Source organism: Paraburkholderia fungorum, assembly GCF_900099835.1.
Taxonomy (GTDB): domain Bacteria; phylum Pseudomonadota; class Gammaproteobacteria; order Burkholderiales; family Burkholderiaceae; genus Paraburkholderia; species Paraburkholderia fungorum_A.
This window is the reverse complement of sequence record NZ_FNKP01000001.1, coordinates 139,220-164,573: the sequence shown is the minus strand read 5'-3', so window position 1 is coordinate 164,573 and position 25,354 is coordinate 139,220. Positions and strand designations below refer to the sequence as shown.

The following is a 25,354-nucleotide window of genomic DNA, read 5'->3' as shown; positions in this document are numbered from 1 at the left end:
AGCTGAAGCCGCGTGCGCCGCAAGTCAGCCATTCGGCCAATTGCAGGATTGAAAATGACCTGCCACGCTATGCGCTATTCACTCACAAAACTCACTCGATTCGATGAACAACGACTTCTTTCTGATCGGCATTGATGGCGGTGGCACCGGCACCCGCGTGGTCCTCGGCGACGCGCACGGCCGTGAACTCTCGCAGGCCGCTAGCGGGCCGTCGGGGCTGGGCCTCGGTATCGAGCGGGCGTGGCAATCCATCGAGGCCGGCTGTGTCGATGCGTTCGCACGGGCCGGCCTGGCGCTCGACTGGTCGCGCTGCGTGCTTGGTTGCGGACTGGCGGGCGCCAACAATCGGGACTGGCTCGCCGGATTTCACGCGAGCGCGCCCAAGTTGGCAGGACTCGCCGTGGAGCAGGACTCCTTCACCACGTTGCTGGGCGCGCACGGCGGCGAACCTGGTGTGATCGTCGCGTTGGGTACGGGCAGCGTGGCGGCCGTTCTCGACGCAAATGGCGAGTGCCGCACGGTTAGCGGCTACGGGTTCCCATCGGGCGACGAAGCGAGCGGCGCGTGGCTCGGGCTGCGGGTGATCGTGTATGCGCAGCACGCGCTCGACGGACGCGGTCCCAACGACGAGCTTGCTCAGGCGCTCCTCGCACACATCGGCGCACATGATCTCGATAGCCTCGTCGTCTGGCTTTGCGCGGCCAATCAGACCGCTTATGCAAGCCTTGCGCGCATTGCCGTGGAGCACCGCGCGCATCCGTTTGCCGCGCGGTTGCTGGGCGAGGCGGGGGCCGAAATCGGCAAGATGATCGCCGCGCTCGATCCGTCGGGAACGCTGCCGGTCGCGTTGTGCGGCGGCCTCGGCGCGCCGTTGCGCGAATACGTGCCACAAATCTATCAGGCGCGGTTGCGTGAACCTCTTGCCGATTCGGCGCACGGTGGATTGCGGTTGGCCCAACGCGAAGCAGCACGCCTCGCGAGCTGAGGGCGGCTGACTGCGATCGCGACTGCGTGCGGCGGCCCCAATCGCAATCCAGCAGACACGACCGGCAACGGTAAAATACGCAATTTGACGCTGCCGGGTTGCTCATACCATGTACAAAGTCATCGCCACGGATCTCGACGGCACGCTGCTCAACGCGGATCACCAGGTAGATCCGTTCACAATCGCCACCGTGCGCAAACTGGAAAGCGACGGCCTGCGGTTCGTGATCGCAACCGGGCGTCACTATTGCGATGTCGCCGGTATTCGCGACGTTCTGGGCATCAGTCCGTATCTGATTACGTCCAACGGCGCGCGTATTCACGCGCCGGACAACACCGTGATTCACGCCGACGATCTGCCGCCGGCCATCGTCAAGAAACTGGTGCAACCGGAAATCGTCGGCACGCATGGCCGCGTGATCGTCAATCTGTTCGCCGATCAGGCGTGGCTGATCGACCGCCATGCGCCTGAATTGCTGAAATTTCACCAGGATTCGGGCTTTACATACGAAGTCGCCGATTTGCCGAAACACGACGGCGTCGACATCGCGAAGGTGCTGTACATCGGCGACCCGGCCGATCTCGCGCAAGTCGCCGAAAATCTCGAACGCGAATTCGGCGACGCGTTGTACGTGACCTACTCGCTTCCGGACTGCCTCGAAGTGATGACGGCGAACGTCTCGAAAGGCCGCGCGCTGCAGATCGTGCTCGAGCGTCTTGGCTTCGATGCGTCACAATGCGTGGCTTTCGGCGACAACATGAACGACATCGATCTACTGGAAACGGCGGGGCATCCGTTCATGATGAACAACGCCAATCCCGACCTCATCAAGCGTCTGCCGAACGTGCCGCGTATCGGCAACAACTTCGAAGCGGGCGTCGCGCATCATCTGCGCAAGCTGTTTTCGCTCGACGACGAACTAACGTCCTGATCCAGAATGCAACCGGCCCGTTTCCACGGTAGTGGAAGCGGGCCGGTGCGGCTGCGCAAGTTGAATCACATGTTGGATTCAGAAGCGCGATTAACCGTGCCACCCACCACGGCGATCGCCGTGATCATCGCGTCCGCCGCGATGGTCGTCGTGGTTCCAGCCACGGTCATACCGATGGTCGCCGCGATAATAGTCGCGATGGTCGTAACGATGATCCCAACCCCCGTAGTACACGGGCTCCGGCGCCGCGTAGACGCGCGCCGGCTGTGCATAAACCGGTGCGCCGAGCGACAGTCCGATATTCAGATCCGTGTGGGCTTGCGCGACACCGCATGCGCCCGCAGCGAGTCCGGCAGCAACCAGCAAATGAGTGACGATGCGTTTCATGTTGTTCTCCTGTGAGGCGACGTATGTTTGTCGCACAGGACCAATGTACGCACTCAGCCGGATGGGGACTGCGACGAGATGTTACGGACTGCAAGCATCGTCGCAGGATTTGAAAGGCTGATGAAGCGTGGCCGAAATGAGCCGGGAATCGCATGAGGCTGGCTACAAGCCGCGTCTAATAAGCGTTTGCGACTGATTAACTCAATTCAAATAACGGGCGGAGCCGAATTTGGCGCGATTTACGCTGCAGTGCGCGTAATTCCGGCTTACATCTGTATTACCCAATTAATGCGCCGCACTCGCAGAAGCCGCTGATTCAGCCGATCCCACCGCCGATGCGCCCGGCAGAGCAGCGCAGGGGCAATCCGTCGCGCGACCGTTCAATCCCTGCTGGTCATGTTTGAAGCTCGCCCGCGCAGTGCCGTTTTGCCAGTCGAGCTTGACGATATAGATACTGTCGAAGTCGTCGCTCTGCCATTTCGGCACGTCGGCGGCGTTGCCGCCATGAGCGGCCAGCATCTGCCGCAATAGTTTCACGATCAGCTTGTGCTCCCAGGCCACGACGATCAGCTTGTTGCGGTTCGCCGGATTAACGAGCGCCGTCCCTAACTGGTCGATCTGCGCAAAACCGTAGGGCGTTTGCACGGGCATCTGGAATTGAATGGCGGTCGGCTCGATCGTCGCCAGCGGACGAATGTAGTAATAAGGATGGCCGCTATCGTCCTTTTGCTGACCCGGATCGGGCGCATAAATCAGATCGGGTTTGCCGAATTTGGCTGCAATCACCGCAGGCAAAGCCAGCGCCCGGTTGAGCCCCTGGCAGTTGAGCTGGCCGTAACCTTGCGCAGGTTTTTCGCCGTGTCGCACGAAGACGATCGTTTCGGTATTGCTATCCGCAGCGTTGGCGGGAGCGGCGGAGAGGGCAAGCGAGCCCGCACACAAGCCGCCGACGGAGAGTAGGAGGCCATGCAGCAATCCGCGGAAACGATTCATCGGTAGCACCTATGCGAGCTTGGAAAGTCGCCCGATTCTAGCAGCGGGGCCATATACGCATTGCCGGATTGACCGGCATCGCGCGCAGTTTTGCACCAAAACAAAGCGGGCGCCGTAGCGCCCGCTTTAAATTACCGCTGAATTAACTTCGCATTGCCTTTGAATGCGCAATTGCGAATCAATCGAGAGCGAGCTTTTGCGAATTACCGCTGCGGCTCTCCGCAATTAGCGGATACAGCACGCCCGCGATCACGGCACCAATGATCGGCGCGACCCAGAACAACCACAGCTGATCCACCGCTGCGCCGCCGACGAAGAGCGCGGGGCCGGTCGAGCGCGCCGGATTGACCGACGTGTTGGTGACCGGAATCGAAATCAAGTGGATCAAGGTCAGGCACAGCCCGATGGCGATCGGCGCGAAACCGGCCGGCGCGCGCTTGTCGGTCGCGCCGAGAATGACGAACAGGAAGAAGCCGGTCATCACCACTTCGCAAACAAACGCGGCGGCGAGCGAGTAGTGGCCCGGCGAGCGATCGCCGTAACCGTTGCTGGCAAAGCCGCTCGTCACGAGATCGAAGCCCGGCTGGCCCGACGCGATGACCGACAGCACGAACGCGCCCAGTACTGCACCGACTACCTGCGCCACGATGTACGGCGGCAGGTCGCGAGCCGGGAAGCGGCCAGCGACGGTCAGGCCGACGCTCACCGCCGGATTCAGGTGACAGCCCGAAATGTGGCCGATCGCGAAAGCCATGGTCAGCACGGTCAGGCCGAACGCGAGCGACACGCCCACGAAGCCGATGCCGAGACCGTGAACCGGACCCGCGAAATTGGCGGCGAGCACGGCGCTACCGCAGCCTCCGAGCACCAGCCAGAAAGTACCGAATAGTTCAGCGACCAGACGTTTTGACAACGGCATGATTGGTATTCCTAAAAAGTGTTGCTTCTGGAAACACGCACAGCGCAACAGTGGTGCATGTCTTGAGCGCGCATTCTAGGGAAAGTCCGGGAAATCCAGTGTCAAGAATTGTCAATGCGGAGTGCGCTTTACCGATTATTTCGAGATAAAACGCTGCTTTACGATTCAGCGCGGCTTAATAATTATCAGAGGATATCTCGCTAAATCGGTATTATTGTCCATTGCGAATTTTTATAATTGCAGTTAGTCTGCGATCGAATCAGTTCTAAAAAGGGGAGAACCGAATGTCTCAATATGCAGACCTCAAGGCGCAGATCGCCAAATTGCAGGCACAAGCAGAAGATGCACGGCGTACTGAAATTGACAATGTAGTCGCCGACATCCGCCAAAAGATCGCTGAATACGGTCTAACTGCACAAGACCTCGGTTTTGCAGTCGCGGCCAAGCGCGGACGCCCGCCCAAGAAGGCTCCGCTGCCGGCAAAATACCAGGATCCCAAATCGGGAAATACGTGGAGCGGGCGCGGTAAGCCACCCAAGTGGATTGCCGGTAAGAATCGCGAACGCTTTCTGATTGGTGCAGCTTGATTCGGCTATCAACTTTCGCGAAAGCGAATTGAAGGTTTGTCTTATTCGCGATGCGCTAATCGATGATCGCAGTGCATCCATCCCATCAATAAAAAAGCCGCCCTATGAGGCGGCTTTTTCTACAGAAACCGGCAGACAAGTCTGATTTCCTGCTTGCGCAAACGATTCACTTGTCAGCTAACATCTCATTCATCGCAAAATCGGAATGCGCGGTGTATGCGGCAGCTAACTGCTTAAAGCGGTTGATCGCAAAAAGGCATCAACCGCTTTATTCCGTCTTGTTAGCCGACGGCAACCTGGCGCAATACCGGGCGGCGCGTTGCTTCAATCAACGCCGAATAACCATCGACATAGTTTTGCGCCATCGTCTTCGAGCTGAAGCGGCGTTCGAATTGCGCGCGAATTTCGGTGCGCGACAGTTCATCCAGACGTTGCAGCGCGGCGACCGCACCTTGCACATCTTCGACGATGTAGCCCGTCACGCCGTGGTCGATCACTTCCGGCACCGAACCGCGGTTGAACGCGATAACCGGCGTGCCGCAAGCCATCGACTCGATCATCACGAGGCCAAACGGCTCCGACCAGTCGATCGGGAACAGCAGCGCCTTCGCACCCGACAGGAACTCGGGCTTCTGCGCTTCGTTGATCTCGCCGACGAACTCCACGTGCGCCATCGACAGCAGCGGTTCGATTTCGCGTTTGAAATATTCCTGGTCGACCTTGTCCACCTTGGCGGCGATCTTCAGCGGCAAACCGCTTTGTGCAGCGATCTTGATAGCTGTATCGACGCGCTTTTCGGGGCAAATGCGGCCGAGGAAAGCCAGATATTCCGGTTTCTTGTGCGTTTGCGGCGTCAGCAACTGCTCCGGCAGACCGTGATAGATCGTGTTGAGCCAGTTCGCCTGCGGCAACGGCAAACGTTGCGAATCCGAAATCGACACCACCGGAACGTTTGAAAACGCATCGAACACCGGTTGCAATTCCGGCAGATCGAGACGGCCGTGCAGCGTCGTCACGAACGGCGTGTCCATCGTCGTGAACAGCGGGAACGGCATGTAGTCGAGGTGAAAATGCAGCACGTCGAATTCATGCGCGACCTTGCGCACCTTTTCCATCATCAGGACGTGCGGCGCCAATGCGTCGCGGATCGTCGGATCGAGACGCAGCGCACGCGGCCAGCAAGCGTCGAGATTCGCGGACGTAACCGAGTCGCCGCTGGCAAACAGCGTGACATCATGGCCGAGATCGACTAGCGCCTCGGTCAGATACGACACGACGCGTTCGGTGCCACCATAGAGTTTCGGCGGGACGGCTTCATACAGGGGCGCAATTTGTGCGATTCGCATGCGTTTTCTCCAATTCAAACGGCATCGCGGGACGCGCTCGACTAGAGCGGAGGAGCGAATGCCTAACGGACGGTTGGGCGCGGTAAGCCGCCGCCCGGGGGTGCTCCGAATCCTGCATCGGGTAATCCCTTAGCTTCATTATCGGGATCGGCCGCGCCAATTCGAGTTATTTTTCAAACGCTTAACGTTGTTACAGCGCGAAACATGGTCGGTTACAGCTCATCTGGGAGGCCGTCCCGATAATCGGGAGCGATCATTTCGCAGATAAACAAACGCTGATAACCGTGCAGAGCCCCAGCAATCGCCGGGCCTGGTAGACCGAGCATGACGCCTAAAGGGGCTTCATTGCAGCAGAGTGAAAAGCTTTTATAATTCTTTTTCACCTCTGCAAGGTGCGGGTCGCGAGTTATCGAAACTCACCAACTGGTTCACTTCTAGCCGAACCAGGCACCCAAAGCGCATCGTGAATCACCCGCTGCGCGCTACCTCTTCCGAATTTGCATCCCCTCAGGCTCGTCTTTGTAGGAAAAATTCCTACACGAATGACGGATTTATCCGTCAAACAGGCTGGGTGTCTGTCCGATTTTCGTCGCAGTTACATTTAGACACAATGTTGGCAACACAGAAACGAGCCGATTCGTGCGGATGAAGTGCGCGCGCTCAGGCAAACGTTTCCTTACACGGCATTAACCAGCCAGACACACCCCGGGGGAATCATGAGCGCGAATAGCGATATGCTCAGTGAGATCAGAGAAGTCAACCTGTCTTATCTCCTGCTTGCGCAGCGTCTGCTGCGCGAAGACAAGCCTATGGGCATGTTTCGCATGGGGATTTCGGACCAGCTAGCCGATGTGCTCGCCAATCTGTCGTTGGCGCAGACCGTGAAGCTGGCGGCGTCCAATCAGGTGCTGTGCCGTTTCCGTTTCGACGACCACGCGGTGCTGTCCGCGCTGGCCGACAAAGGCAAATCGGCGGCCGTGGCTCAGGCGCATTCCGCGATCCTGATGGCCGGCCAACCCGTCGAGCAACTCGGCTGATGGCCTACAAAAGTGTTGTTCTCGAAGTCAAGGAAATCACGCTAGCCATTGAGCTGATCGAGCTTGGCGCGCGTCTGCAATTGCTGGAAGCGGAAACCAGTCTGTCCCGCGACCGGCTCATCAAGCTGTACAAGGAACTGAAAGGGGTGTCGCCGCCCAAGGGCATGCTGCCGTTTTCGACTGACTGGTTCATGACCTGGCAGCCGAACTTTCACTCATCGCTGTTCTACAACATCTACCGTTTCATGGCGGACCACGGCGGCTGCAAGACGATCCAGTCGATCGTCAAAAGCTACCGGCTCTATCTTGAGCATGTCAGCCTGCACGACGACGAGCCCGTGCTCAGCCTCACGCGCGCGTGGACGCTGGTGCGCTTCTTCGATTCCGGGATGTTGCAGATGACCTCCTGCTGCCGTTGTCGTGGGCATTTTGTCGCGCACGCTCACGATCCGCAGCACAACTTCGTCTGCGGGCTGTGCCAGCCGCCTTCGCGCGCAGGTAAGACAAAGAAATTCGCCGACGCCCGCGCCCGCGAAAGCCTTGCCGCGCTCGCCGTCTGAGCTGTACGCATCCGGCGGCGAACCGGCCGCTCTGCCAGCGCGGTCCGCCCGGCCCGCCAGCCAAGGCGCGGCACGGGGCGCCACCGGCAGCCACGCCGTCCGTGTCGGGCGGCGTGTGACGCCCCCTCTGGTTTACACCGCAGCGCTCAGCCGCTTTTCCGTCAAAGTTTTCTGTTCCGTTGCCGTAAACCAATTAACGACGGTGACCGTCGCTTCTTTGTGAGGGCTCGGCAGTGCTAGTTTTCGTGGGAACACTCGTGACGCTTTTGTCCGTTTTCGGCGGTTACGCGCTGGAAGGCGGCCATCTTGGCGCGCTGATGCAGCCCGTTGAAGTGCTGATGATCGCCGGCGCTGGCGTTGGCGCGTTCATTCTCGGTAACGGAATGAAGACGATCAAGGCGACGCTGCGCGTCATTCCGACCCTCTTCAAGGGCGCGAAGTACAACAAGGACGTCTACATGGAGCTGATGGCGCTCCTCTACGTCCTGCTGGCCAAGGCGCGCAAGGAAGGCACGCTGACGCTGGAAGCGGACATCGACGATCCGTCGAAGAGTCCGATCTTCACCCAGTACCCGAAGATTCTTGCCGACCATCACATCATCGAATTCCTGACCGACTACCTGCGGCTGATGGTGGGCGGCAACATGAATGCGTTCGAAATCGAAAGCCTGATGGACGAGGAAATCGAAACGCATCACACAGAAGGCGAAGCCCCGGCGCATGCGCTGAACAAGGTCGGCGACGCGATGCCCGCGTTCGGCATCGTGGCTGCGGTGATGGGCGTGGTGCACACCATGGCCTCCGCCGACAAACCGCCCGCCGTGCTCGGCGAAATGATCGCGCAGGCGCTGGTCGGCACCTTTCTCGGCATTCTGCTTTCGTACGGGCTGATCGGGCCGCTCGCGAGCGTCGCCGAACAGCGCGTGACCGAGTCGACCAAGATGTTCCAGTGCATCAAGGTGACGATTCTCGCGAGCCTGAACGGCTACGCACCGGCAATCGCCGTCGAATTCGGCCGCAAGGTGCTGTTCTCGACCGAGCGTCCGTCGTTCGCCGAGCTGGAAGAGCACGTGCGCCGCGTGAAGGCCAAGTAAAGGGCGCCGGGAACCGAATCGATGAGCAAGGACAAAGACCGCGCCATTGTCGTCAAGCGCGCCGCGCCCAAGAAAGCCGGGCATCACGGCGGTGCGTGGAAGCTCGCGTACGCGGACTTCATGACCGCGATGATGGCGTTCTTCCTGCTGATGTGGCTGCTGAGTTCGGCATCCACGGTGCAGTTGAAGGGCATCGCCGATTACTTCAACCAGCCGTTGAAGATCACGCTCTGGGGTGGCGATCGCAGCGCCGAAGATTCGAGCATCCTGAAAGGCGGCGGCCGCGATATTTCGACCGACGCGCAAGGCGTGACGCGCTCCACCGACGGCAGCAGCAGCCGCGCCGAGCAAACCGTATCGCATAACAACGAAGAAGCGCAGAAGCAGTTGCAGGGCGAGCTGGAGCGTCGCGAACAGGTTCGTCTGCACGACCTGCAGGTCAAGCTGATGGCCGCGATCGAAGCGAACCCGGTATTGCGCCAGTTCAAGCAGCAGATCCGCATCGATTCGACGCTGACCGGGCTGCGCATCGAGATCGTCGACTCGCAGAAGCGGCCGATGTTCGCGACCGCGAAAGACGAAGTGGAACCGTATATGCGCGACATCCTGCGCGAAATCGGCCACACGCTGAACGATGTGCCGAACCGCATCATCGTGCAGGGACACACCGACGCCGCGCAGTACGCGGGCGGCGAGAAGGGTTACAGCAACTGGGAACTGTCCGCTGACCGCGCGAATGCGTCGCGTCGCGAGCTGATCGCAGGCGGCATGGACGAAGCGAAGGTGATGCGCGTGCTCGGTCTCGCGTCGACGCAGAACCTGAACAAGGCGGACCCGATGGACCCGGAGAACCGCCGCATCAGCATCATCGTGTTGAACAAGAGGTCGGAGGACTCGTTGAATCACGACGACTCCACCACGACCACCTTGTCCGACGACGCAGCCGGCTCCAAGCCGTTGCTGCAAAAAATTGCGCCGCCGGTAACGGCGGCACCGATGCCGCCGCTTCTGGGGCCAGCAAAAGCACCTGCGGCACCAGCAGCACCAGCAGCACCCGCGGCAGCGGCCCAGTAACAGACAGCGATCGCCAGGCGAGTCGCGCGCCCGCTGGCGCGGACAGTCCGGCGATTCATAGCGTAAGTGCAGCGAGAGGTTTTCATGATCAGGCACATTCTGGCAATCGACGATTCGGCATCGATGCGGCAGATCCTTGCCGCAACGCTGACGACGGCCGGCTACGAAGTGACGCTCGCGGCGGACGGCAACGAAGGGCTCGAAAACGCGCTCGCCATGTCGTTCGACCTCGTGTTGACGGACCAGCACATGCCGGGCAAGACCGGTCTCGATCTGATCGCTGCGTTGCGCGGCAATCCGGCTTATCAGGCGACGCCCATCCTCGTCCTCACGACGGAATCGGGCGAGCCGTTCAAGGAAGCGGCACGTGCGGCGGGCGCGACCGGCTGGATCGAAAAGCCGCTCGACCCCGACATGCTGACCGAACTCGTGGCGGCGCTGGCTGAGCCGGACCTCGCCTAAGCCACTCCCGGACACGTTAAAGAAACTATCGAAGCACCCGGCGCGGCGGCCCCAAGCCCCAAGCCCGGACAGGAACTCTCGCGGTGACCCAGGCATGACACTCGACATCACTCAGTTCTATCAGACGTTCTTCGACGAAGCGGACGAACTGCTCGCGCAGATGGAGCAGTTGCTGCTCAATCTGGATATCGCCAACCCTGACCCCGAAGACCTCGCGGCGATTTTCCGCGCGGCGCATTCGATCAAGGGTGGCGCGGCGACATTCGGCTTTACCGCGCTGACGGAAACGACCCACATTCTCGAATCGCTGCTCGATCGCGCGCGCAATAACGAAATCGTGCTGCGCAAGGACATGATCGACACGTTCCTCGAAACCAAGGACGTGTTGTCCGGTCAGCTCGCCGACTATCGCGCGAGCGCCGAACCGGACGCAGCAGTCGCGAAGGCGATCTGCGCGAAGCTCGAACAGCTTCACGCGGAGAGCCTCGGCGGCGGCGCGCCGGTGGCGGCGGCTGCTCCGGCAGCGGCATCGGTTGAAACAGTTGCAGTAAAAGAAGGCACCCCGCCCGAGCACGTCGTCGAACAGGCGGTGCAGGTGGCGGGTGGATGGGATGACGGCGAACCGGCACAGACCGGGCAAGCCGCGGGGACGGGCAGTGTCGACGACAACACCGGTCCCCATCTGAAAATTACGCTACGGGGCGTGGGTGAGAAGGACCAGGAACTGCTGGCCGAAGAGCTGGGCAACCTGGGGAACATCGTTGGGCAGGTCAAGAGCGGCGGCGATTTCACGCTGTGGCTCGCGACCGATGTGACCTCCGACGACATCATCGCCGTGTGCTGTTTCGTGATCGACGAAAGTCAGATCTCGATCGGCCGCGGCACCGCACCGGCGGACGAAACGGAACAAGGCGAACCTGGAACGCCCGAAGCCGATTCGTCGCCGGCGCAGGCAGCAAATGTAACGCATACCAGTCAGGCGGAACCCGCAGCATCGTCGGCCCCGGCGGCCAACTCCGCTGCGCCCGCCGGCAAGGCGACTCATGGTTTGTTCGACGCATCGGCCGCGCCTGCGGCACCGGCAGCCGCCGCTGCACAACCGGCAGCGGCGAGTCAACCGGCACCCGCAGCCAGCGCTGCGGCACCGGCCGAAACCGATCGCAAGGCGCGTCCGGCTGCGGCGGCGGCAGCCGCCGAAGGCAGCTCCATTCGCGTGGGCGTCGAAAAGGTCGATCAGCTGATCAACCTGGTCGGCGAACTGGTGATTACGCAGGCGATGCTCGCGGAAACCACCAGCACGTTCGACCCGGCGCTGCACGATCGCCTGTTCAACGGTATGGCGCAGCTCGAGCGCAATGCGCGCGATCTGCAGGAAGCGGTCATGTCGATCCGCATGATGCCGATGGATTACGTGTTCAGCCGCTTCCCGCGTCTGGTGCGCGATCTGGCGGCGAAGCTCGGCAAGGAAGTGGAACTCGTCACCTTCGGTCAGGCGACCGAACTCGACAAGAGCCTGATCGAGCGGATCATCGACCCGTTGACCCACCTCGTGCGCAACAGTCTCGACCACGGCATCGAAACCGTGGAAGCGCGGCGCGCGGCGGGCAAGGATTCGACCGGGCAGCTGGTGCTGTCGGCGGCACATCATGGCGGCAACATCGTCATCGAAGTGAGCGACGACGGCGCGGGCCTGCGCCGCGACAAGATTCTCGCGAAGGCGGCCAAGCAGGGCATGACCGTCAGCGACACGATGACCGACGAAGAAGTCTGGAACCTGATCTTCCTGCCGGGCTTCTCGACGGCGGAACAGGTCACCGACGTGTCGGGCCGCGGCGTCGGTATGGACGTGGTGAAGCGGAACATCCAGTCGATGGGTGGTCACGTCGAAATCACGTCGCACGCCGGCAAGGGCAGCACCACGCGAATCGTGTTGCCGCTGACGCTGGCGATTCTCGACGGCATGTCGGTGAAGGTCGGCAGCGAGATTTTCATTCTGCCGCTGAACTTCGTGATGGAGTCGCTGCAACCGCAAGCCGAAGACATTTATACGGTCGCCAACGGCGAACGCGTGGTGCGCGTGCGCGGCGAATATCTGCCGCTCGTCGCGTTGCACGAAGTGTTCAACGTCGAAGACGCGAAGCAGGAACCGACCCAGGGCATCGTCACCATCATGCAAACCGAGGGGCGCCGCTTTGCGATGCTGATCGACGAGCTGGTGGGACAGCAGCAGGTGGTCGTGAAGAACCTCGAAACGAATTACCGCAAGGTGCACGGCATTTCCGCCGCGACGATTCTCGGCGACGGCAGCGTCGCGCTGATCGTGGACGTGGCGGCGCTGAACCGCGAAACCCGCCATGCGCATGGCGCGATGAGCCTCGCATGACGACCCTCGTACGAGCACGACGCGCAACACTCACTCAATTCATTTCATCCCAACCGTTTGGGGGCTAACGTGGCAGAAGTCCAATCCATCAATTCGAGCGTGGCGAACGCGAGCGGTACGAATGGCCGCCGCGACGCGCAGCAGGCCGACGCCGGCGGTCAGGAATTCCTGGTCTTCACGCTCGGCGCCGAAGAGTACGGCATCGACATTCTCAAGGTGCAGGAAATCCGCGGTTACGACAACGTGACCCGCATCGCGAATGCGCCCGAGTTCATCAAGGGCGTGATCAACCTGCGCGGCATCATCGTGCCGATCGTCGATATGCGCATCAAGTTCCATCTGGGCCGTGTCGAGTACGACCATCAGACGGTGGTGATCATCCTGAACGTCGCGCATCGCGTGGTCGGGATGGTGGTCGACGGTGTGTCGGACGTGCTGACGCTCGCCACCGACCAGATCATGCCCGCGCCCGAATTCGGCGCGACGCTGACGACCGAGTACCTGACGGGCCTCGGCACCGTCGACGGCCGCATGCTGATTTTGATGGACATCGAAAAGCTGATGACCAGCCGCGAAATGGCGCTGATCGAAACGCTGGGCGTTTAACGGAACACCGCGAACGGGAAACTGGAGAGGGAGCGTCAAGATGCTGAACAGGTGGTCGATCCGCACGTCGTTGACATTGGTGGGGGTCCTTCTGGTTACGCTGACCGTCGTGGTCGGCGCGCTGGGTCTAACCGCGCTGAATCGGGCGAGCACCTCGCTCGACCGGATTGCGCGCGGCGATCTCGTGGCGATTCACGCTCTCGACGACGCGGCGTCGTATCTGTTGCGCTCGCGGGTCGCGGTGGACCGCTTCAACGCGCTGCAAAGCGCGGGTAACGCGGACGAAGCGAAGCAGGCGCTGTCGCGCGCGCAGGAGTTGCTCGCGAAAAGCAACCAGAACTGGCAGACGTATCTCGACGCACCCAAGCCCGGCATCGATCAGGCCTTGCTCGACGACGTCGCGGCCAAACACAACACGGTGATGCACGACGGCGTCGAGCCGGAGTTCGCCGCGCTGAACGCGAACGACATGGCCGCGTATCACGCGATCGCCGATACGAAGATCAGCCCGATGTTCATCGCGTACGACGCGGCGGCGTCGGCGGTGGTCAAGGCGTTGCAGCAGAGCGTGAGCGAGCAGCAGGCCAACGCGCAGGACAACGCGTCGCTGATGATGACGTTGATCGTCAGCGTCACCGTTCTCGCGCTGCTGCTGGTGGTCGGCATTCGCTTCGCGCTGCGCGGCCTGATCGTGCAGCCGCTGAAAGACGCCACCGCCTGTTTCGAGCGGATGGCGGCGGGCGATCTGTCCGAACCGATCGAGGTGTTTAGCCACAATGAAATCGGCCGTCTGTTCGCCGGTATCAAGCGGATGCAGGACAGCCTCTCGGCGATGGTGAAGGCCGTTCACGGCAGCACCGAATCGATCGACACCGGCGCGCGCGAAATCGCGATGGGCAACACCGATCTCTCGCAGCGCACCGAACAACAGGCCGCTTCGTTGCAGCAGACCGCATCGAGCATGGATCAACTCACCGGCACCGTGCGCCAGAACGCCGAGAACGCGCGTCAGGCGAGCCAGCTGGCCGTCAATGCGTCCGACATCGCGACGCGCGGCGGCGAAGTGGTGAGCGAAGTCGTCACGACGATGCAGGACATCGCGACCAGCTCGAACAAGGTCGTCGACATCATCGGCGTGATCGAAGGTATTGCGTTCCAGACCAATATTCTCGCGCTGAACGCGGCGGTCGAAGCCGCGCGCGCGGGCGAGCAGGGACGCGGTTTCGCGGTCGTGGCCGGCGAAGTGCGCAGTCTCGCGCAACGCAGCGCGAGCGCGGCGAAGGAAATCAAGGAACTGATCGGCGATTCGGTCGACAAGGTGCAGAGCGGCTCGGCGCTGGTCGGCCGTGCAGGCTCGACGATGGACGAGATCGTGCAGGCAGTGCGGCGCGTGACCGACATCATGGGCGAAATCAGCGCGGCGTCGGAAGAACAGTCGGGCGGGATCGAGCAGGTGAATCGCGCAGTCGTGCAGATGGACGAAGTCACGCAGCAGAACGCGGCGCTGGTCGAAGAAGCGGCGGCTGCAGCGGCGTCGCTCGAAGAGCAGACGCGTCAGTTGCAGACGGTGATCGGCGGCTGGAAGGTCATTGGCGGACAGACACGCGGCGCTGTGGCGGCCGTGCGTCCGCAGACGGCGACGCGGGCGAATGTCCCGACGTACAAAGCGTCGCCGGTCAAAACCGCGGCGCAGACGCCGGCCCCGGCAGGCAATGGCGCCGCAGGCACAGTAAATGGATCAGGCAGCGAGGCAATTAGCACAACCCCAGCATCATCTACCCGCGACGCAGCTTCGCGCGTCGAACCCGCGCTCAAGCCGAAGGCAGCGCGCGCGGTATCCGAATCCGTAGCACGTCCGGCCGCAGCAAGCGCGGCCACGGCGGGCTCCGACTCGGACTGGGAAACGTTCTAGGAAGTGGCACAAAGTCATGCAGTCATCCCGTCTCCCGCTCGTTGATGAGCGATTCATCGAAACACGCCCGCAAAGCGTGTCGCGGGGCGACTGCGTGCAGGCAGAACCGGCGGGCGCGTGCAACCCCGCGAAACCAATCCCTTCTTCCCAAGGGCACCCTTCGGGCGGAAAGCGGGATGGCTCGTATCGCAGGCAGGAACATTCATGATGGCAACGCGCGCACAACCACGGCCGGACCGGCAGGAGCCGGCCAGATCCGGCGAGTCGAACCGGGACTTTGAGTTCACCACGGCGGACTTCGCTCGCATTCGCGAGCTGATTCACCGCAGCGCGGGCATCTCGCTATCGGATCACAAGCGCGACATGGCGTACAGCCGGCTCGCACGCCGCCTGCGCGCGCGGGGTCTCGACACGTTCCGGCAGTATCTCGATCTGCTGGAAGCGGAGAACGATCCCGCCGAGTGGGAGGCGTTCACCAACGCGCTGACCACCAACCTGACCGCGTTTTTCCGCGAGGCGCATCACTTCCCGATCCTCGCCGACTTCGTGCCGCGCCGCGCGCAGCCGGTGTCGGTGTGGTGCTCGGCGGCATCGACGGGTGAGGAGCCTTATTCGATCGCGATGACGCTGATCGAAGCGCTCGGCGATAGCGGCGCGCGTCAGGCGTCGGTGCTCGCCACCGACATCGATACGCAAGTGCTCGCGAAGGCCGCAGCCGGTGTGTATCAGTTCGACCAGGTGAAGCATCTGTCGCCCGAACGACTCAAGCGCTTCTTTCTCAGAGGCACGGGCGCGCATGCGGGCATGGTCAAGGTGCGTCCCGAAGTGCGCTCGCTGGTGCGCTTCGAGCAGTTGAACCTGACCGACCGCGATTACCAGCTGCGCTCGCAATTCGACGCGATTTTCTGCCGCAATGTGATGATCTATTTCGATAAACCGACGCAGGCGCAAGTCCTCACGCGCTTCGAGCCGCTGATGAAGTCGGGCGGCCTGCTGTTCGCCGGTCACTCGGAAAACTTCACCTACGTGACGCAGGCGTTCAAGCTGCGCGGCCAGACCGTCTACGAACTCACCCGTGACGCAACCGGCGTGCGTACGCCGCAGCGCGCGTCGGGTGCGACGTCGCAGCATCATTCGGCTAGCGGGGTGATCGCATGAGCAGCGCCTTGCCGATCGCCACCAATCTCTACTACGACAACCACTTCCAGCGCCCCGGCGTGAAGTTGTTGCCCAACGAGTTCTACACGACCCACGACGACATGGTGCTCGTCACCGTGCTGGGTTCGTGCGTCGCGGCCTGCATTCAGGACCGTACCGCCGGGATCGGCGGCATGAACCACTTCATGCTGCCCGACGACGGCGCGGACGTTGCGCACGCCGCGTCCGATTCGATGCGCTACGGCGCGTACGCGATGGAAGTGCTGATCAACGAACTGATCAAGGCCGGTGGCCGCCGCGAGCGTTTCGAAGCCAAGGTATTCGGCGGCGGCGCGGTGCTGGCCGGCATGACGACGATGAACATCGGCGACCGCAATTCGGAATTCGTGCGCCGCTATCTGGCGACCGAAAAAATCCGTATCGTCGCCGAGGATTTGCAGGGCTCGCATCCGCGCAAGGTCGCGTTCATGCCGCGCACCGGTCAGGTGATGGTGAAGAAATTGCGTCTTCAGCAGGAAGCGGGCGTGGCCGAGCGCGAACAGGCGCTCGTGCGGCAAAGCGCCGAAGCACGCGCCGAGCGGCTCGCAGCCGCGCGCAAACGGGTCGAGCTGTTTTCGTCGCCCGCTGCCGGCGCTGCCCGGCCGAAGATCGAGCTGTTCGGCTCGACCGGCGGCGCCGCGAAGCCGCGTATCGAACTGTTCGGTTCGAGTCCGCGCCCGATTAATTCAAACAACGCCAGAACGACAGAGGAGGCGTGAGCGCCGTGCAAAAGATCAAAGTACTGTGCGTCGACGATTCGGCGCTGATTCGCAGCCTGATGACCGAAATCATCAACAGCCAGCCGGATATGACCGTGGTGGCGACCGCGCCCGACCCGCTGGTCGCGCGCGACCTCATCAAGCAGCACAACCCGGACGTGTTGACGCTCGACGTCGAAATGCCGCGCATGGACGGCCTCGATTTTCTCGAGAAGCTGATGCGTCTGCGGCCGATGCCGGTCGTGATGGTGTCGTCGCTGACCGAGCGCGGTAACGAAATCACGCTGCGCGCGCTCGAACTCGGCGCGGTCGATTTCGTCACCAAGCCGAAGGTCGGGATTCGCGACGGCATGCTCGACTATTCGGAAAAACTCGCCGACAAGGTCCGCGCCGCAGCCCGCGCGCGTGTGCGCCAGGCCGCGCCCGTGCATCACGCGGCGGCTCATGCCGCGCACGCGCCGGTCGGCGCCGCGCCGCTTTTCAACAATCCGCTGCTCAGTACCGAGAAGCTGATTATTGTCGGCGCGTCGACGGGCGGCACCGAAGCGATCCGTGAAGTGCTGGTGCCGCTGCCGCCGGATGCGCCCGCTGTGTTGATCGCGCAACACATGCCGCCTGGGTTTACCAAATCTTTCGCACAACGCCTCAATGGTTTGTGCCGGATTACCGTTAAAGAGGCAGAGCATGGCGAACGCGTGCTGCCGGGACATGCGTATATCGCGCCCGGTCACGCTCACCTGTTGCTTGCCCGCAGCGGCGCGAATTATATTGCCCACCTGTCGGACGAACCGCCGGTGAACCGGCATCGTCCTTCGGTGGACGTGCTGTTCCGTTCGGCCGCGCAGCACGCGGGGAAGAACGCGGTCGGCGTGATTCTGACGGGCATGGGGCGCGACGGCGCCGCCGGGCTGCTGGACATGAAAAAAGCAGGGGCTTACACCCTTGCACAGGACGAAGCGAGCTGTATCGTATTCGGCATGCCGCGAGAAGCGATTGCGCTCGGCGCGGCAGACGAGATCGCATCGCTGCCGGAAATGAGCCGACGCGTCATGGCGCGTTTGTCATCGATGGGCGATCGCGTTCAGCGGGTATGATGCGAGCCGGATGGATTGAGGCGGTTGTTCGAAGCGCTATCGACGCAATCGGACACCGCGCCATGGATCAAGCAAAGGGAATGAAATGGATAAGGGAATGAAGATTCTGGTGGTTGACGACTTTCCGACGATGCGCCGGATTGTCCGCAACCTCCTCAAGGAACTCGGCTACTCGAACGTCGACGAAGCGGAAGACGGTGCGGCAGGTCTCGCGCGTCTGCGCGGAGGCACCTACGAGTTCGTGATTTCCGACTGGAACATGCCGAACCTCGACGGTCTGGCGATGCTCAAGGAAATCCGCGCCGACGCCAAGCTCACGCATCTGCCGGTGCTGATGGTGACGGCCGAATCGAAGAAGGAAAACATCATCGCGGCGGCCCAGGCCGGCGCGAGCGGTTATGTCGTCAAGCCGTTCACGGCAGCGACGCTCGACGAGAAGCTCAACAAGATTCTCGAGAAGATGGCGAAAGCCGGGAGCTGATGTGACTACGCCGACCCAAGCGCCTGGCGCCGATGCGGCCAGTGAGAGCGGCGACTTCGCGTCCGACCGCATTCTCGCCCGCATTGGACAACTGACGCGCACGCTGCGCGACTCGATGCGGGAACTCGGGCTCGACAAGCATGTCGAGCGCGCGGCGGAAGCCGTGCCCGACGCACGCGACCGTCTGAAGTACATCGCGGATCTGAGTGAGAAGGCTGCCGAGCGCGTGCTGTCGGCCATCGATGTCGCCAAGCCGATCCAGGAACAGTTGCAGACCGGCGCGGCCGAACTCGACGCGCGCTGGGAGCAGTGGTACGCGGCGCCGATCGATCGCGAGGAAGTGCGCGCGCTGATGAACGACACGCGCACGTATTTGCGCGGCGTGCCGGAAGCGACCACCGCGACCAACTCGCAGCTGATGGAAATCATGCTCGCGCAGGACTTCCAGGATCTGACCGGCCAGGTGATCAAGAAGATCACCGACGTCGTGTATCTGATCGAGCAGCAGTTGCTGGGCGTACTGGTCGAAAACATCGCGCTCGAGCGGCGCGAGCAGTTCGCGGCGAACGCGGCGGCGCTGGCGGCTGAAACGGTGTCGTCGACCGGCAGTCCGGAGCATCTGCTGAACGGTCCGCAGATCAACCCGGAAGGCAAGACGGACGTGGTGCAGGATCAGGCGCAGGTCGACGACCTGCTGGCGAGCCTGGGCTTCTGATGCACCGGTTGCGTGGCAGCCACGCAACCGGCAGTCAATCGCGCGCAGGATGCAATCGGTAGATGCAGCAAGCCGCGCGGCGCATGCCAATGCTGACGACTGAAAGAAAGCGCAGGCATACTAGGGGCTTCATCAGCGGCATCGCATTCCGGTCACACCTCGCTCCGGCGGGTGGCACGGCGAGGGATTCCTCCTGATCGCGACCGGAGCGCGGCCGTTTCATCTGCCTATATGCGGCCGGTTCGTACCAGGTGCGAACCCGGCGGCAGCTCGGGAGGAGCCTCGTTATGCTGAGTTGTTTACGCCGCGCCGGAATCGTCACGGCGCTTGTCCTGCCCGGTTCCCTGTTATCCGTGCAATCAGCCTACGCGGGCCTCGGTAGCGCTCCGATGACGCCGCCCGCGGGGTCGTCGGTTTCCTCCCGCATCGTTCAGCCGGCCGGCAGCGCCAGCTCTTCACAGAGCGTCATGCGCTCCGCGTCGAGCGCAGCTTCTTCCACATCTTCGGCTTCCTCCGCTTCGTCGTCCTATACCGTGCGTGAAACCACGTACGGTAGCGGCACGGTGGTTCGCGAATATCTGGCGACAGATGGCAGCGTCTTCGGTATCGCATGGAACGGCCCGCAAATGCCGGATCTGAGCGATCTGCTCGGCACCTACTTCTCGCAATATGTCGACGGCGTCAAGGCCGTGCGTGCCGCGCGCGGCCACGCGCGCGGACCGGTCGCGGTCGAACAGAGCGGTCTCGTCGTGCGCTCCGGCGGCCATATGGGCGGCTTCAGCGGTCAGGCGTGGCTGCCTTCCGCGCTGCCCGCCGGCGTCAGCGGTTCCGACATCCAGTGATAGCGAGGACGACGATGCGAACCATGCAGATTGCAACGAAGCTCAAAGGCTGGATGCAGGCCGTCGCGGCCGTGACCCTGTTGGCGACGCTCGCCGCGTGCGGCGGTGGCGGCAGCGACAACTCCAGTTCCAACAGTTCAGACGCGCTGAACGGCGGAACGCTGCCCGTCAGCCCGTCGATGCAGCCGATCGCCGCGACCGCGTCGAACACAGTGCCGATCACGGTCGGCCAGGGTGTGAGCGGCGTGATCAATATTCCGACGGTTAGCGTGACGATCTGCGCACCCAACTCGACCACCAACTGCCAGACCGTCAACAACATCCAGGTCGACACGGGTTCATTCGGCTTGCGGGTGGTGAGTTCGGTGCTGAACTCGACGCTGCTCAACGCGTTGCCGAAGAGCACGCTGGCCGGCTCCAGTTCGCTGCTGGCCGAATGCGCAACGTTTGCCGACGGCTACACGTGGGGCTCGGTTCGCACGGGGACAGTGGGCATCGGCGGAGAAACGACGTCGGCGGCGATTCCGCTGCAAACCATCGGCGATATCGGCACGACGACTTTGCCTTCGGGAAGCTGCGGCACCGGTGCACCGGAAAACACGGTGTCGGATCTCGGCGCGAACGGCATTCTGGGCATCGGTACCGCGCCGAACGATTGCGGCGCGAACTGCCTGAACGTGAACAATAGCAACTACTTCGCGTGTCCGAGCGGGTCGACGTGCTCCCGCACACCGGTGACCGAAGCGCAGCAGGTGGCCAATCCGGTCGCGAAATTCCCGGTCGACAACAATGGCGTGATCGTGCAGATGCCGCCGATCGGCAATACCGGCGCGGCGTCGGCGACGGGCACGCTGGTGTTCGGCGTCGGCACGCAGTCGAATAACGCGCTAACCGCCACGCAAAGTTTCACGACCGACACCTACGGCAATCTGGCGAACAGCGTCTTCAACGGCGCGACCGTGACGGCGTTCCTCGATTCGGGCTCGAACGGCTATTTCTTCGGCGATAGCACGCTCGCGCTGTGCAGCAGCACCTACTCGGGCTTTTACTGCCCGTCGTCGGCGCAAACGCGGTCGATCACGCTGGTCGGTCTGAACAACGTGAGTTCCAGCGCCAACATCGGCATCCTGAGCGCGGCCACGCTGTTCAGCAATGGCAGCAACTACGCGTTCAATAACCTGGCCGGGCAGATCGGCGGCAATACCGACTTCGACCTGGGGCTGCCGTTCTTCTACGGCCGTCACGTGTTTTACGGTATCGACAAGACCGCGAGTGGCGGCGCCGCGCCGTACGTGGCGTTCTAACGCATCAAGCGTCGCGGCCTGGGAAGGCTGCTGATTGACGCGTCCGTGCCTGAAAACGCGGACGCCTCGACAACATTCAGCACGGTGCGCGGCCATCGCGATATGCGAGTCGCATTGGATTGACCGCCCGTTCTTCCCTCGCCCGGCGCATTTTTTCGCTGCATTCAGCCATGCGGGTCCACCGCCGGGCACCTCCCCACGCATTCTCCGGGTATGTTTGACGCCCCCCGGCGCCGCGCTGTTCCATCCCTCGAAATACCCCCCTTTCTCCGCCCTTATCCGCCGATCGGTGCTTGCGTCGAGCGGGAATAATCGCTCTCACTGGAAAGAGGCGCCGTGCCTCAGCCGACTGGAGAGTTTTAGTGGCAGAGGATAGCGACCTCGAAAAGACCGAAGCAGCCACTCCCCGGCGCCTGCAGAAGGCGCGCGAGGAAGGGCAGGTCGCGCGTTCGCGGGAGCTGTCGACGTTTGCACTGCTGTCAGCAGGATTCTTCGGTGTATGGGGCATGTCCGGCAGCATCGGCGAACACTTTCAGGGCATGTTGCGTGCGTCGCTCACGTTCGATCACGCCAGCGCATTCGAGACCAGCCGCATGCTGATCGGCGCGGGCGCGGCGGTCCGCGAGGGCTTTTACGCGCTGATGCCGATTCTTGCTTTCACCGGCCTCGCCGCGCTGCTCGCGCCGATGGCGCTGGGCGGCTGGCAGTTGTCGGCAGCCGGGCTTGAGCCGAAATTCAGCCGGCTCGATCCGATTGCGGGTCTCGGCAAGATGTTCTCGATCAACGGCCCGATCCAGCTCGGTATGTCGCTCGCGAAGACGCTGGTGGTGGGCATTATCGGCGGGACCGCGATCTGGAATCGCCGCGAGGAAATCCTCGCGCTCGCGACCCAGCCGCTGAACCTCGCGCTCGCCAATTCCGTGCATCTGATCGGCGTCTGCTGCGGGATGACGGTGGCGGGCATGCTCGTCGTGGCGGGGCTCGACGTGCCGTACCAACTCTGGCAGTTCCACAAGAAACTGCGCATGACCAAGGAAGAAGTGAAGCGCGAGCACAAGGAAAGCGAAGGCGATCCGCACATCAAGGGCAAGATTCGCCAGCAGCAGCGTGCTGCCGCGCGTCGCCGGATGATGACGAACGTGCCGAAGGCCGACGTCGTGGTGACCAACCCGACGCACTTCGCGGTCGCGCTGCAATACACCGACGGCGAGATGCGCGCGCCGAAGGTGGTCGCCAAGGGCGTGAACCTGGTGGCCGCGCGGATCCGCGAACTCGCCGCTGAAAACAACGTGCCGCTGCTCGAAGCGCCGCCGCTCGCGCGGGCGCTGTATCACAACGTCGAACTGAATCAGGAAATTCCCGGCCCGCTGTACGGCGCGGTCGCCGAAGTGCTCGCCTGGGTGTTCCAGTTGCGACGCTTCAACACCGAAGGCGGCGTCAAGCCGGTCGCACCGACCGGGCTCGACGTGCCGGAGGAACTCGACAAGGGTGGTGTCCCGGCAGACGAAGCCGACCAGGAAGCCGCCGACACCCTCAACCCCGCTAACGACGACGCTTCAGGAGCCTCCGCATGAACGCTCGCGCCGGATTCCTGTCCCGACGGCCGGATGCCTTCAGTACCGCCAATTTGAGAGCCCTCGCCGGGCCGGTGCTGATCTGCATGATCCTCGGCATGATGATTTTGCCGTTGCCGCCGTTTTTGCTGGACCTGCTGTTCACGTTCAACATCGCGCTTTCCGTGATGGTGCTGCTCGTCAGCATGTACACGATGAAGCCGCTCGACTTCGCCGCGTTCCCGAGCGTGCTGCTGTTCTCGACGCTGCTGCGCCTGTCGCTGAACGTCGCGTCCACGCGGATCGTGCTGCTCGAAGGCCACACCGGCCCCGATGCGGCCGGTCAGGTGATCGAGTCGTTCGGCCACTTCCTCGTGGGCGGCAATTTCGCGGTCGGTATCGTCGTCTTTATCATTTTGATGGTCATCAACTTCATGGTGATTACCAAGGGCGCGGGGCGGATCGCGGAAGTGTCCGCGCGCTTCACGCTCGACGCGATGCCCGGCAAGCAGATGGCGATCGACGCCGACCTGAACGCGGGTCTCATCAACGAAGATGCGGCCCGCAAGCGTCGCTCGGAAGTCTCGCAGGAAGCCGAGTTCTACGGTTCGATGGACGGCGCGAGCAAGTTCGTGCGCGGCGATGCGATCGCCGGTTTGCTGATCATGGTGATCAACATCATCGGCGGGCTGATTGTCGGGATGGTCCAGCACGACATGAGCTTTGCCGCGGCAGGCAAGAACTACACGCTGCTGACCATCGGTGACGGCCTCGTCGCGCAGATTCCGTCGCTGGTGATTTCGACGGCCGCCGGTGTGATCGTGTCGCGCGTCGCGACCAACGAGGACATCGGCACGCAACTGACCGGCCAGCTCTTCACGAATCCGCGCGTGCTGATGATCACGGGCTGCATTCTGGTGCTGATGGGCCTGATCCCGGGCATGCCGCACTTCGCGTTTCTGTTGCTGGGCGGCGGTCTGATCCAGCTTGGCCGGACCATGAAGAAGCGTGCCGACGAGCGCAAGAACGGCCCGTCGCTGGTCGACATCACGCCGGCCGTGACCGCGCCGGTCGAGAACACCGAAGCAAGCTGGGACGACGTGACGATGATCGACACGCTCGGCCTCGAAGTCGGCTACCGGCTGATTCCGCTCGTCGACAAGAACTCGGACGGCGAACTGCTGAAGCGGATCAAGAGCATCCGCAAGAAGTTCGCGCAAGAAATCGGCTTCTTGCCGCCGGTCATTCATATCCGCGACAACCTCGAACTGCGGCCGAACGGTTACCGGATCGCGCTCAAGGGCGTCGAAGTGGGCGTCGGCGAGGCGTATCCGGGGCAGTGGCTGGCTATCAACCCGGGGCAGGTGTCCGCCGCGTTGCCGGGCACGCCGACGCAAGACCCCGCGTTCGGTTTGCCGGCCATCTGGATTGACACGAATCTGCGCGAACAGGCGCAGGTGTACGGCTACACCGTGGTCGATTCGAGCACGGTGGTCGCGACCCACCTGAATCACCTGGTCGTCACGCATGCATCGGAACTGCTCGGCCGCCGCGAAGTGCAGTCGTTGCTCGAGCGGATGCAGAAGGACACGCCGTCGCTCGTCGACGATCTGGTGCCGAAGGTGCTGCCGCTCACCACGCTGCAAAAGGTGCTGCAGAACCTGCTGGAAGAAGGCGTGCCGATCCGCGACATGCGCACGATTCTCGAAGCGCTGTCCGAACACACGCCGAAGATCACCGACGCGCACGATCTCACCGCCGCCGTGCGGCTCGCGCTCGGTCGCGCGATTACGCAGCAGTGGTTCCCCGGAACCGGCGACATGCAGGTGATGGGCCTCGACTCGAATCTGGAACGGGTGTTGTCGCAGGCGCTGTCGACCGGCGCGAATCCCGGCCTCGAACCGGGGCTGGCGAACACGCTGCTGAACGAAACACAGAAGGCGATGACGCGTCAGCAGAACGCGGGCCTCGCGCCCGTGCTGCTGGTTCAGCACGCATTGCGGCCGATGATCGCGCGCTTCCTGCGCCGCAGTCTGCCGCAGCTGAAGGTGCTCTCGTACGCCGAGGTGCCCGACACGCGCAACGTGCGGGTCGTGAATCAGATCGGCGCGCACGCCTGACGCGTTGCGCATACTCAACCCAGGCGGTTCGACCGGCGCTCGATAGAGCGCCG

Annotated in this window: 24 protein-coding genes; 20 read left to right on the top strand and 4 right to left on the bottom strand. The window is 62.5% G+C overall.

All coding sequences use genetic code 11. From position 1 onward, the window contains the following. Positions 1 to 103: 103 nt before the first annotated feature. Both BLS41_RS00785 and BLS41_RS00780 read left to right on the top strand, forming a co-directional pair. Positions 104 to 985, top strand: a complete 882-nt coding sequence (locus BLS41_RS00785; protein ID WP_074762498.1) for a glucosamine kinase nucleotide-binding domain-containing protein — start codon at positions 104 to 106, stop codon at positions 983 to 985. Between the two features lie 109 nt (positions 986 to 1,094). After that, positions 1,095 to 1,916: a Cof-type HAD-IIB family hydrolase gene (locus BLS41_RS00780; protein WP_074762497.1), complete on the top strand. Its 822-nt coding sequence runs from the start codon at positions 1,095 to 1,097 to the stop codon at positions 1,914 to 1,916. Between the two features lie 90 nt (positions 1,917 to 2,006). On the opposite strand, the gene BLS41_RS00775 is transcribed toward BLS41_RS00780, so the two are convergent. From BLS41_RS00775 to aqpZ, 3 genes are all read right to left on the bottom strand, one after another. Next, complete coding sequence (locus BLS41_RS00775; RefSeq protein WP_074762496.1) at positions 2,007 to 2,303, bottom strand: PXPV repeat protein; 297 nt, start codon at positions 2,301 to 2,303, stop codon at positions 2,007 to 2,009. 285 nt (positions 2,304 to 2,588) lie between these two features. After that, on the bottom strand, positions 2,589 to 3,296 hold the full coding sequence (locus BLS41_RS00770) for a histidine phosphatase family protein (RefSeq protein WP_074762495.1): 708 nt from the start codon (positions 3,294 to 3,296) through the stop codon (positions 2,589 to 2,591). A gap of 178 nt (positions 3,297 to 3,474) precedes the next feature. Next, positions 3,475 to 4,215 carry an aquaporin Z gene (gene aqpZ / locus BLS41_RS00765; RefSeq protein ID WP_074762494.1) on the bottom strand — a complete coding sequence of 247 codons (741 nt, stop codon included), beginning with the start codon at positions 4,213 to 4,215 and terminating at the stop codon, positions 3,475 to 3,477. 284 nt (positions 4,216 to 4,499) lie between these two features. Here aqpZ and BLS41_RS00760 point away from each other — a divergent pair, with 284 nt between their 5' ends. After that, positions 4,500 to 4,802 (top strand): H-NS histone family protein, encoded by a 303-nt coding sequence (locus BLS41_RS00760; protein WP_074762493.1) that lies wholly within the window; start codon positions 4,500 to 4,502, stop codon positions 4,800 to 4,802. A 281-nt stretch (positions 4,803 to 5,083) separates the two neighbouring features. On the opposite strand, the gene BLS41_RS00755 is transcribed toward BLS41_RS00760, so the two are convergent. Beyond that, positions 5,084 to 6,148, bottom strand: a complete 1,065-nt coding sequence (locus BLS41_RS00755; RefSeq protein WP_074762492.1) for a glycosyltransferase family 4 protein — start codon at positions 6,146 to 6,148, stop codon at positions 5,084 to 5,086. A gap of 716 nt (positions 6,149 to 6,864) precedes the next feature. Between BLS41_RS00755 and flhD the strand changes: the two genes are divergently transcribed. The 17 genes from flhD (at position 6,865) to flhA (ending at position 25,301) form a co-directional block, all read left to right on the top strand. After that, positions 6,865 to 7,185 carry a flagellar transcriptional regulator FlhD gene (flhD, locus tag BLS41_RS00750; protein WP_074762491.1) on the top strand — a complete coding sequence of 107 codons (321 nt, stop codon included), beginning with the start codon at positions 6,865 to 6,867 and terminating at the stop codon, positions 7,183 to 7,185. Further along, complete coding sequence (gene flhC / locus BLS41_RS00745; RefSeq protein WP_074762490.1) at positions 7,185 to 7,745, top strand: flagellar transcriptional regulator FlhC; 561 nt, start codon at positions 7,185 to 7,187, stop codon at positions 7,743 to 7,745. The genes flhD and flhC overlap by 1 nt, the downstream gene beginning before the upstream one ends. 233 nt (positions 7,746 to 7,978) lie before the next feature. Then, complete coding sequence (gene motA, locus BLS41_RS00740; RefSeq protein ID WP_074762489.1) at positions 7,979 to 8,839, top strand: flagellar motor stator protein MotA; 861 nt, start codon at positions 7,979 to 7,981, stop codon at positions 8,837 to 8,839. A gap of 21 nt (positions 8,840 to 8,860) precedes the next feature. After that, complete coding sequence (gene motB / locus BLS41_RS00735) at positions 8,861 to 9,913, top strand: flagellar motor protein MotB (RefSeq protein ID WP_074762488.1); 1,053 nt, start codon at positions 8,861 to 8,863, stop codon at positions 9,911 to 9,913. 84 nt (positions 9,914 to 9,997) lie between these two features. Then, positions 9,998 to 10,375, top strand: coding sequence for a response regulator (locus BLS41_RS00730; RefSeq protein ID WP_074762487.1), 378 nt, complete (start codon positions 9,998 to 10,000; stop codon positions 10,373 to 10,375). Positions 10,376 to 10,469: 94 nt separating this feature from the next. Continuing rightward, a complete protein-coding gene (gene cheA / locus BLS41_RS00725) occupies positions 10,470 to 12,758 on the top strand; it encodes a chemotaxis protein CheA (protein ID WP_074762486.1) in 2,289 nt (762 codons plus the stop codon). Between the two features lie 69 nt (positions 12,759 to 12,827). Further along, a complete protein-coding gene (locus BLS41_RS00720) occupies positions 12,828 to 13,364 on the top strand; it encodes a chemotaxis protein CheW (protein WP_074762485.1) in 537 nt (178 codons plus the stop codon). A gap of 40 nt (positions 13,365 to 13,404) precedes the next feature. Further along, positions 13,405 to 15,276 carry a methyl-accepting chemotaxis protein gene (locus BLS41_RS00715; RefSeq protein ID WP_074762484.1) on the top strand — a complete coding sequence of 624 codons (1,872 nt, stop codon included), beginning with the start codon at positions 13,405 to 13,407 and terminating at the stop codon, positions 15,274 to 15,276. A 204-nt stretch (positions 15,277 to 15,480) separates the two neighbouring features. Continuing rightward, positions 15,481 to 16,434 carry a CheR family methyltransferase gene (locus BLS41_RS00710; protein WP_074762483.1) on the top strand — a complete coding sequence of 318 codons (954 nt, stop codon included), beginning with the start codon at positions 15,481 to 15,483 and terminating at the stop codon, positions 16,432 to 16,434. Further along, positions 16,431 to 17,192: a chemoreceptor glutamine deamidase CheD gene (gene cheD / locus BLS41_RS00705; RefSeq protein ID WP_074762482.1), complete on the top strand. Its 762-nt coding sequence runs from the start codon at positions 16,431 to 16,433 to the stop codon at positions 17,190 to 17,192. Before BLS41_RS00710 ends, cheD begins: the two co-directional genes overlap by 4 nt. Positions 17,193 to 17,197: 5 nt before the next feature. After that, positions 17,198 to 18,286, top strand: a complete 1,089-nt coding sequence (locus BLS41_RS00700; RefSeq protein ID WP_074766182.1) for a protein-glutamate methylesterase/protein-glutamine glutaminase — start codon at positions 17,198 to 17,200, stop codon at positions 18,284 to 18,286. Between the two features lie 85 nt (positions 18,287 to 18,371). Beyond that, positions 18,372 to 18,767 carry a chemotaxis response regulator CheY gene (gene cheY, locus BLS41_RS00695; protein ID WP_074762481.1) on the top strand — a complete coding sequence of 132 codons (396 nt, stop codon included), beginning with the start codon at positions 18,372 to 18,374 and terminating at the stop codon, positions 18,765 to 18,767. 1 nt (position 18,768) lies between these two features. Then, positions 18,769 to 19,482 (top strand): protein phosphatase CheZ, encoded by a 714-nt coding sequence (gene cheZ, locus BLS41_RS00690; protein WP_074762480.1) that lies wholly within the window; start codon positions 18,769 to 18,771, stop codon positions 19,480 to 19,482. 287 nt (positions 19,483 to 19,769) lie between these two features. Continuing rightward, on the top strand, positions 19,770 to 20,324 hold the full coding sequence (locus tag BLS41_RS00685) for a DUF2844 domain-containing protein (protein ID WP_074762479.1): 555 nt from the start codon (positions 19,770 to 19,772) through the stop codon (positions 20,322 to 20,324). A 14-nt stretch (positions 20,325 to 20,338) separates the two neighbouring features. Further along, complete coding sequence (locus tag BLS41_RS00680) at positions 20,339 to 21,628, top strand: DUF3443 domain-containing protein (protein ID WP_074762478.1); 1,290 nt, start codon at positions 20,339 to 20,341, stop codon at positions 21,626 to 21,628. A 362-nt stretch (positions 21,629 to 21,990) separates the two neighbouring features. After that, positions 21,991 to 23,202 (top strand): flagellar biosynthesis protein FlhB, encoded by a 1,212-nt coding sequence (flhB, locus tag BLS41_RS00675; protein ID WP_074762477.1) that lies wholly within the window; start codon positions 21,991 to 21,993, stop codon positions 23,200 to 23,202. Next, positions 23,199 to 25,301, top strand: a complete 2,103-nt coding sequence (flhA, locus tag BLS41_RS00670) for a flagellar biosynthesis protein FlhA (protein WP_074762476.1) — start codon at positions 23,199 to 23,201, stop codon at positions 25,299 to 25,301. The genes flhB and flhA overlap by 4 nt, the downstream gene beginning before the upstream one ends. Positions 25,302 to 25,354 lie beyond the last annotated feature (53 nt).

Bases quoted from the DNA above. Each gene is read 5' to 3' on its own strand.
- BLS41_RS00785 (WP_074762498.1), top strand. From the start codon at position 104: ATGAACAACGACTTCTTTCTGATCGGCATTGATGGCGGTGGCACCGGC.
- BLS41_RS00780 (WP_074762497.1), top strand. From the start codon at position 1,095: ATGTACAAAGTCATCGCCACGGATCTCGACGGCACGCTGCTCAACGCG.
- BLS41_RS00775 (WP_074762496.1), bottom strand. From the start codon at position 2,303: ATGAAACGCATCGTCACTCATTTGCTGGTTGCTGCCGGACTCGCTGCG.
- BLS41_RS00770 (WP_074762495.1), bottom strand. From the start codon at position 3,296: ATGAATCGTTTCCGCGGATTGCTGCATGGCCTCCTACTCTCCGTCGGC.
- aqpZ (WP_074762494.1), bottom strand. From the start codon at position 4,215: ATGCCGTTGTCAAAACGTCTGGTCGCTGAACTATTCGGTACTTTCTGG.
- BLS41_RS00760 (WP_074762493.1), top strand. From the start codon at position 4,500: ATGTCTCAATATGCAGACCTCAAGGCGCAGATCGCCAAATTGCAGGCA.
- BLS41_RS00755 (WP_074762492.1), bottom strand. From the start codon at position 6,148: ATGCGAATCGCACAAATTGCGCCCCTGTATGAAGCCGTCCCGCCGAAA.
- flhD (WP_074762491.1), top strand. From the start codon at position 6,865: ATGAGCGCGAATAGCGATATGCTCAGTGAGATCAGAGAAGTCAACCTG.
- flhC (WP_074762490.1), top strand. From the start codon at position 7,185: ATGGCCTACAAAAGTGTTGTTCTCGAAGTCAAGGAAATCACGCTAGCC.
- motB (WP_074762488.1), top strand. From the start codon at position 8,861: ATGAGCAAGGACAAAGACCGCGCCATTGTCGTCAAGCGCGCCGCGCCC.
- BLS41_RS00730 (WP_074762487.1), top strand. From the start codon at position 9,998: ATGATCAGGCACATTCTGGCAATCGACGATTCGGCATCGATGCGGCAG.
- cheA (WP_074762486.1), top strand. From the start codon at position 10,470: ATGACACTCGACATCACTCAGTTCTATCAGACGTTCTTCGACGAAGCG.
- BLS41_RS00715 (WP_074762484.1), top strand. From the start codon at position 13,405: ATGCTGAACAGGTGGTCGATCCGCACGTCGTTGACATTGGTGGGGGTC.
- BLS41_RS00710 (WP_074762483.1), top strand. From the start codon at position 15,481: ATGATGGCAACGCGCGCACAACCACGGCCGGACCGGCAGGAGCCGGCC.
- cheD (WP_074762482.1), top strand. From the start codon at position 16,431: ATGAGCAGCGCCTTGCCGATCGCCACCAATCTCTACTACGACAACCAC.
- cheY (WP_074762481.1), top strand. From the start codon at position 18,372: ATGGATAAGGGAATGAAGATTCTGGTGGTTGACGACTTTCCGACGATG.
- BLS41_RS00685 (WP_074762479.1), top strand. From the start codon at position 19,770: ATGCTGAGTTGTTTACGCCGCGCCGGAATCGTCACGGCGCTTGTCCTG.
- BLS41_RS00680 (WP_074762478.1), top strand. From the start codon at position 20,339: ATGCGAACCATGCAGATTGCAACGAAGCTCAAAGGCTGGATGCAGGCC.
- flhA (WP_074762476.1), top strand. From the start codon at position 23,199: ATGAACGCTCGCGCCGGATTCCTGTCCCGACGGCCGGATGCCTTCAGT.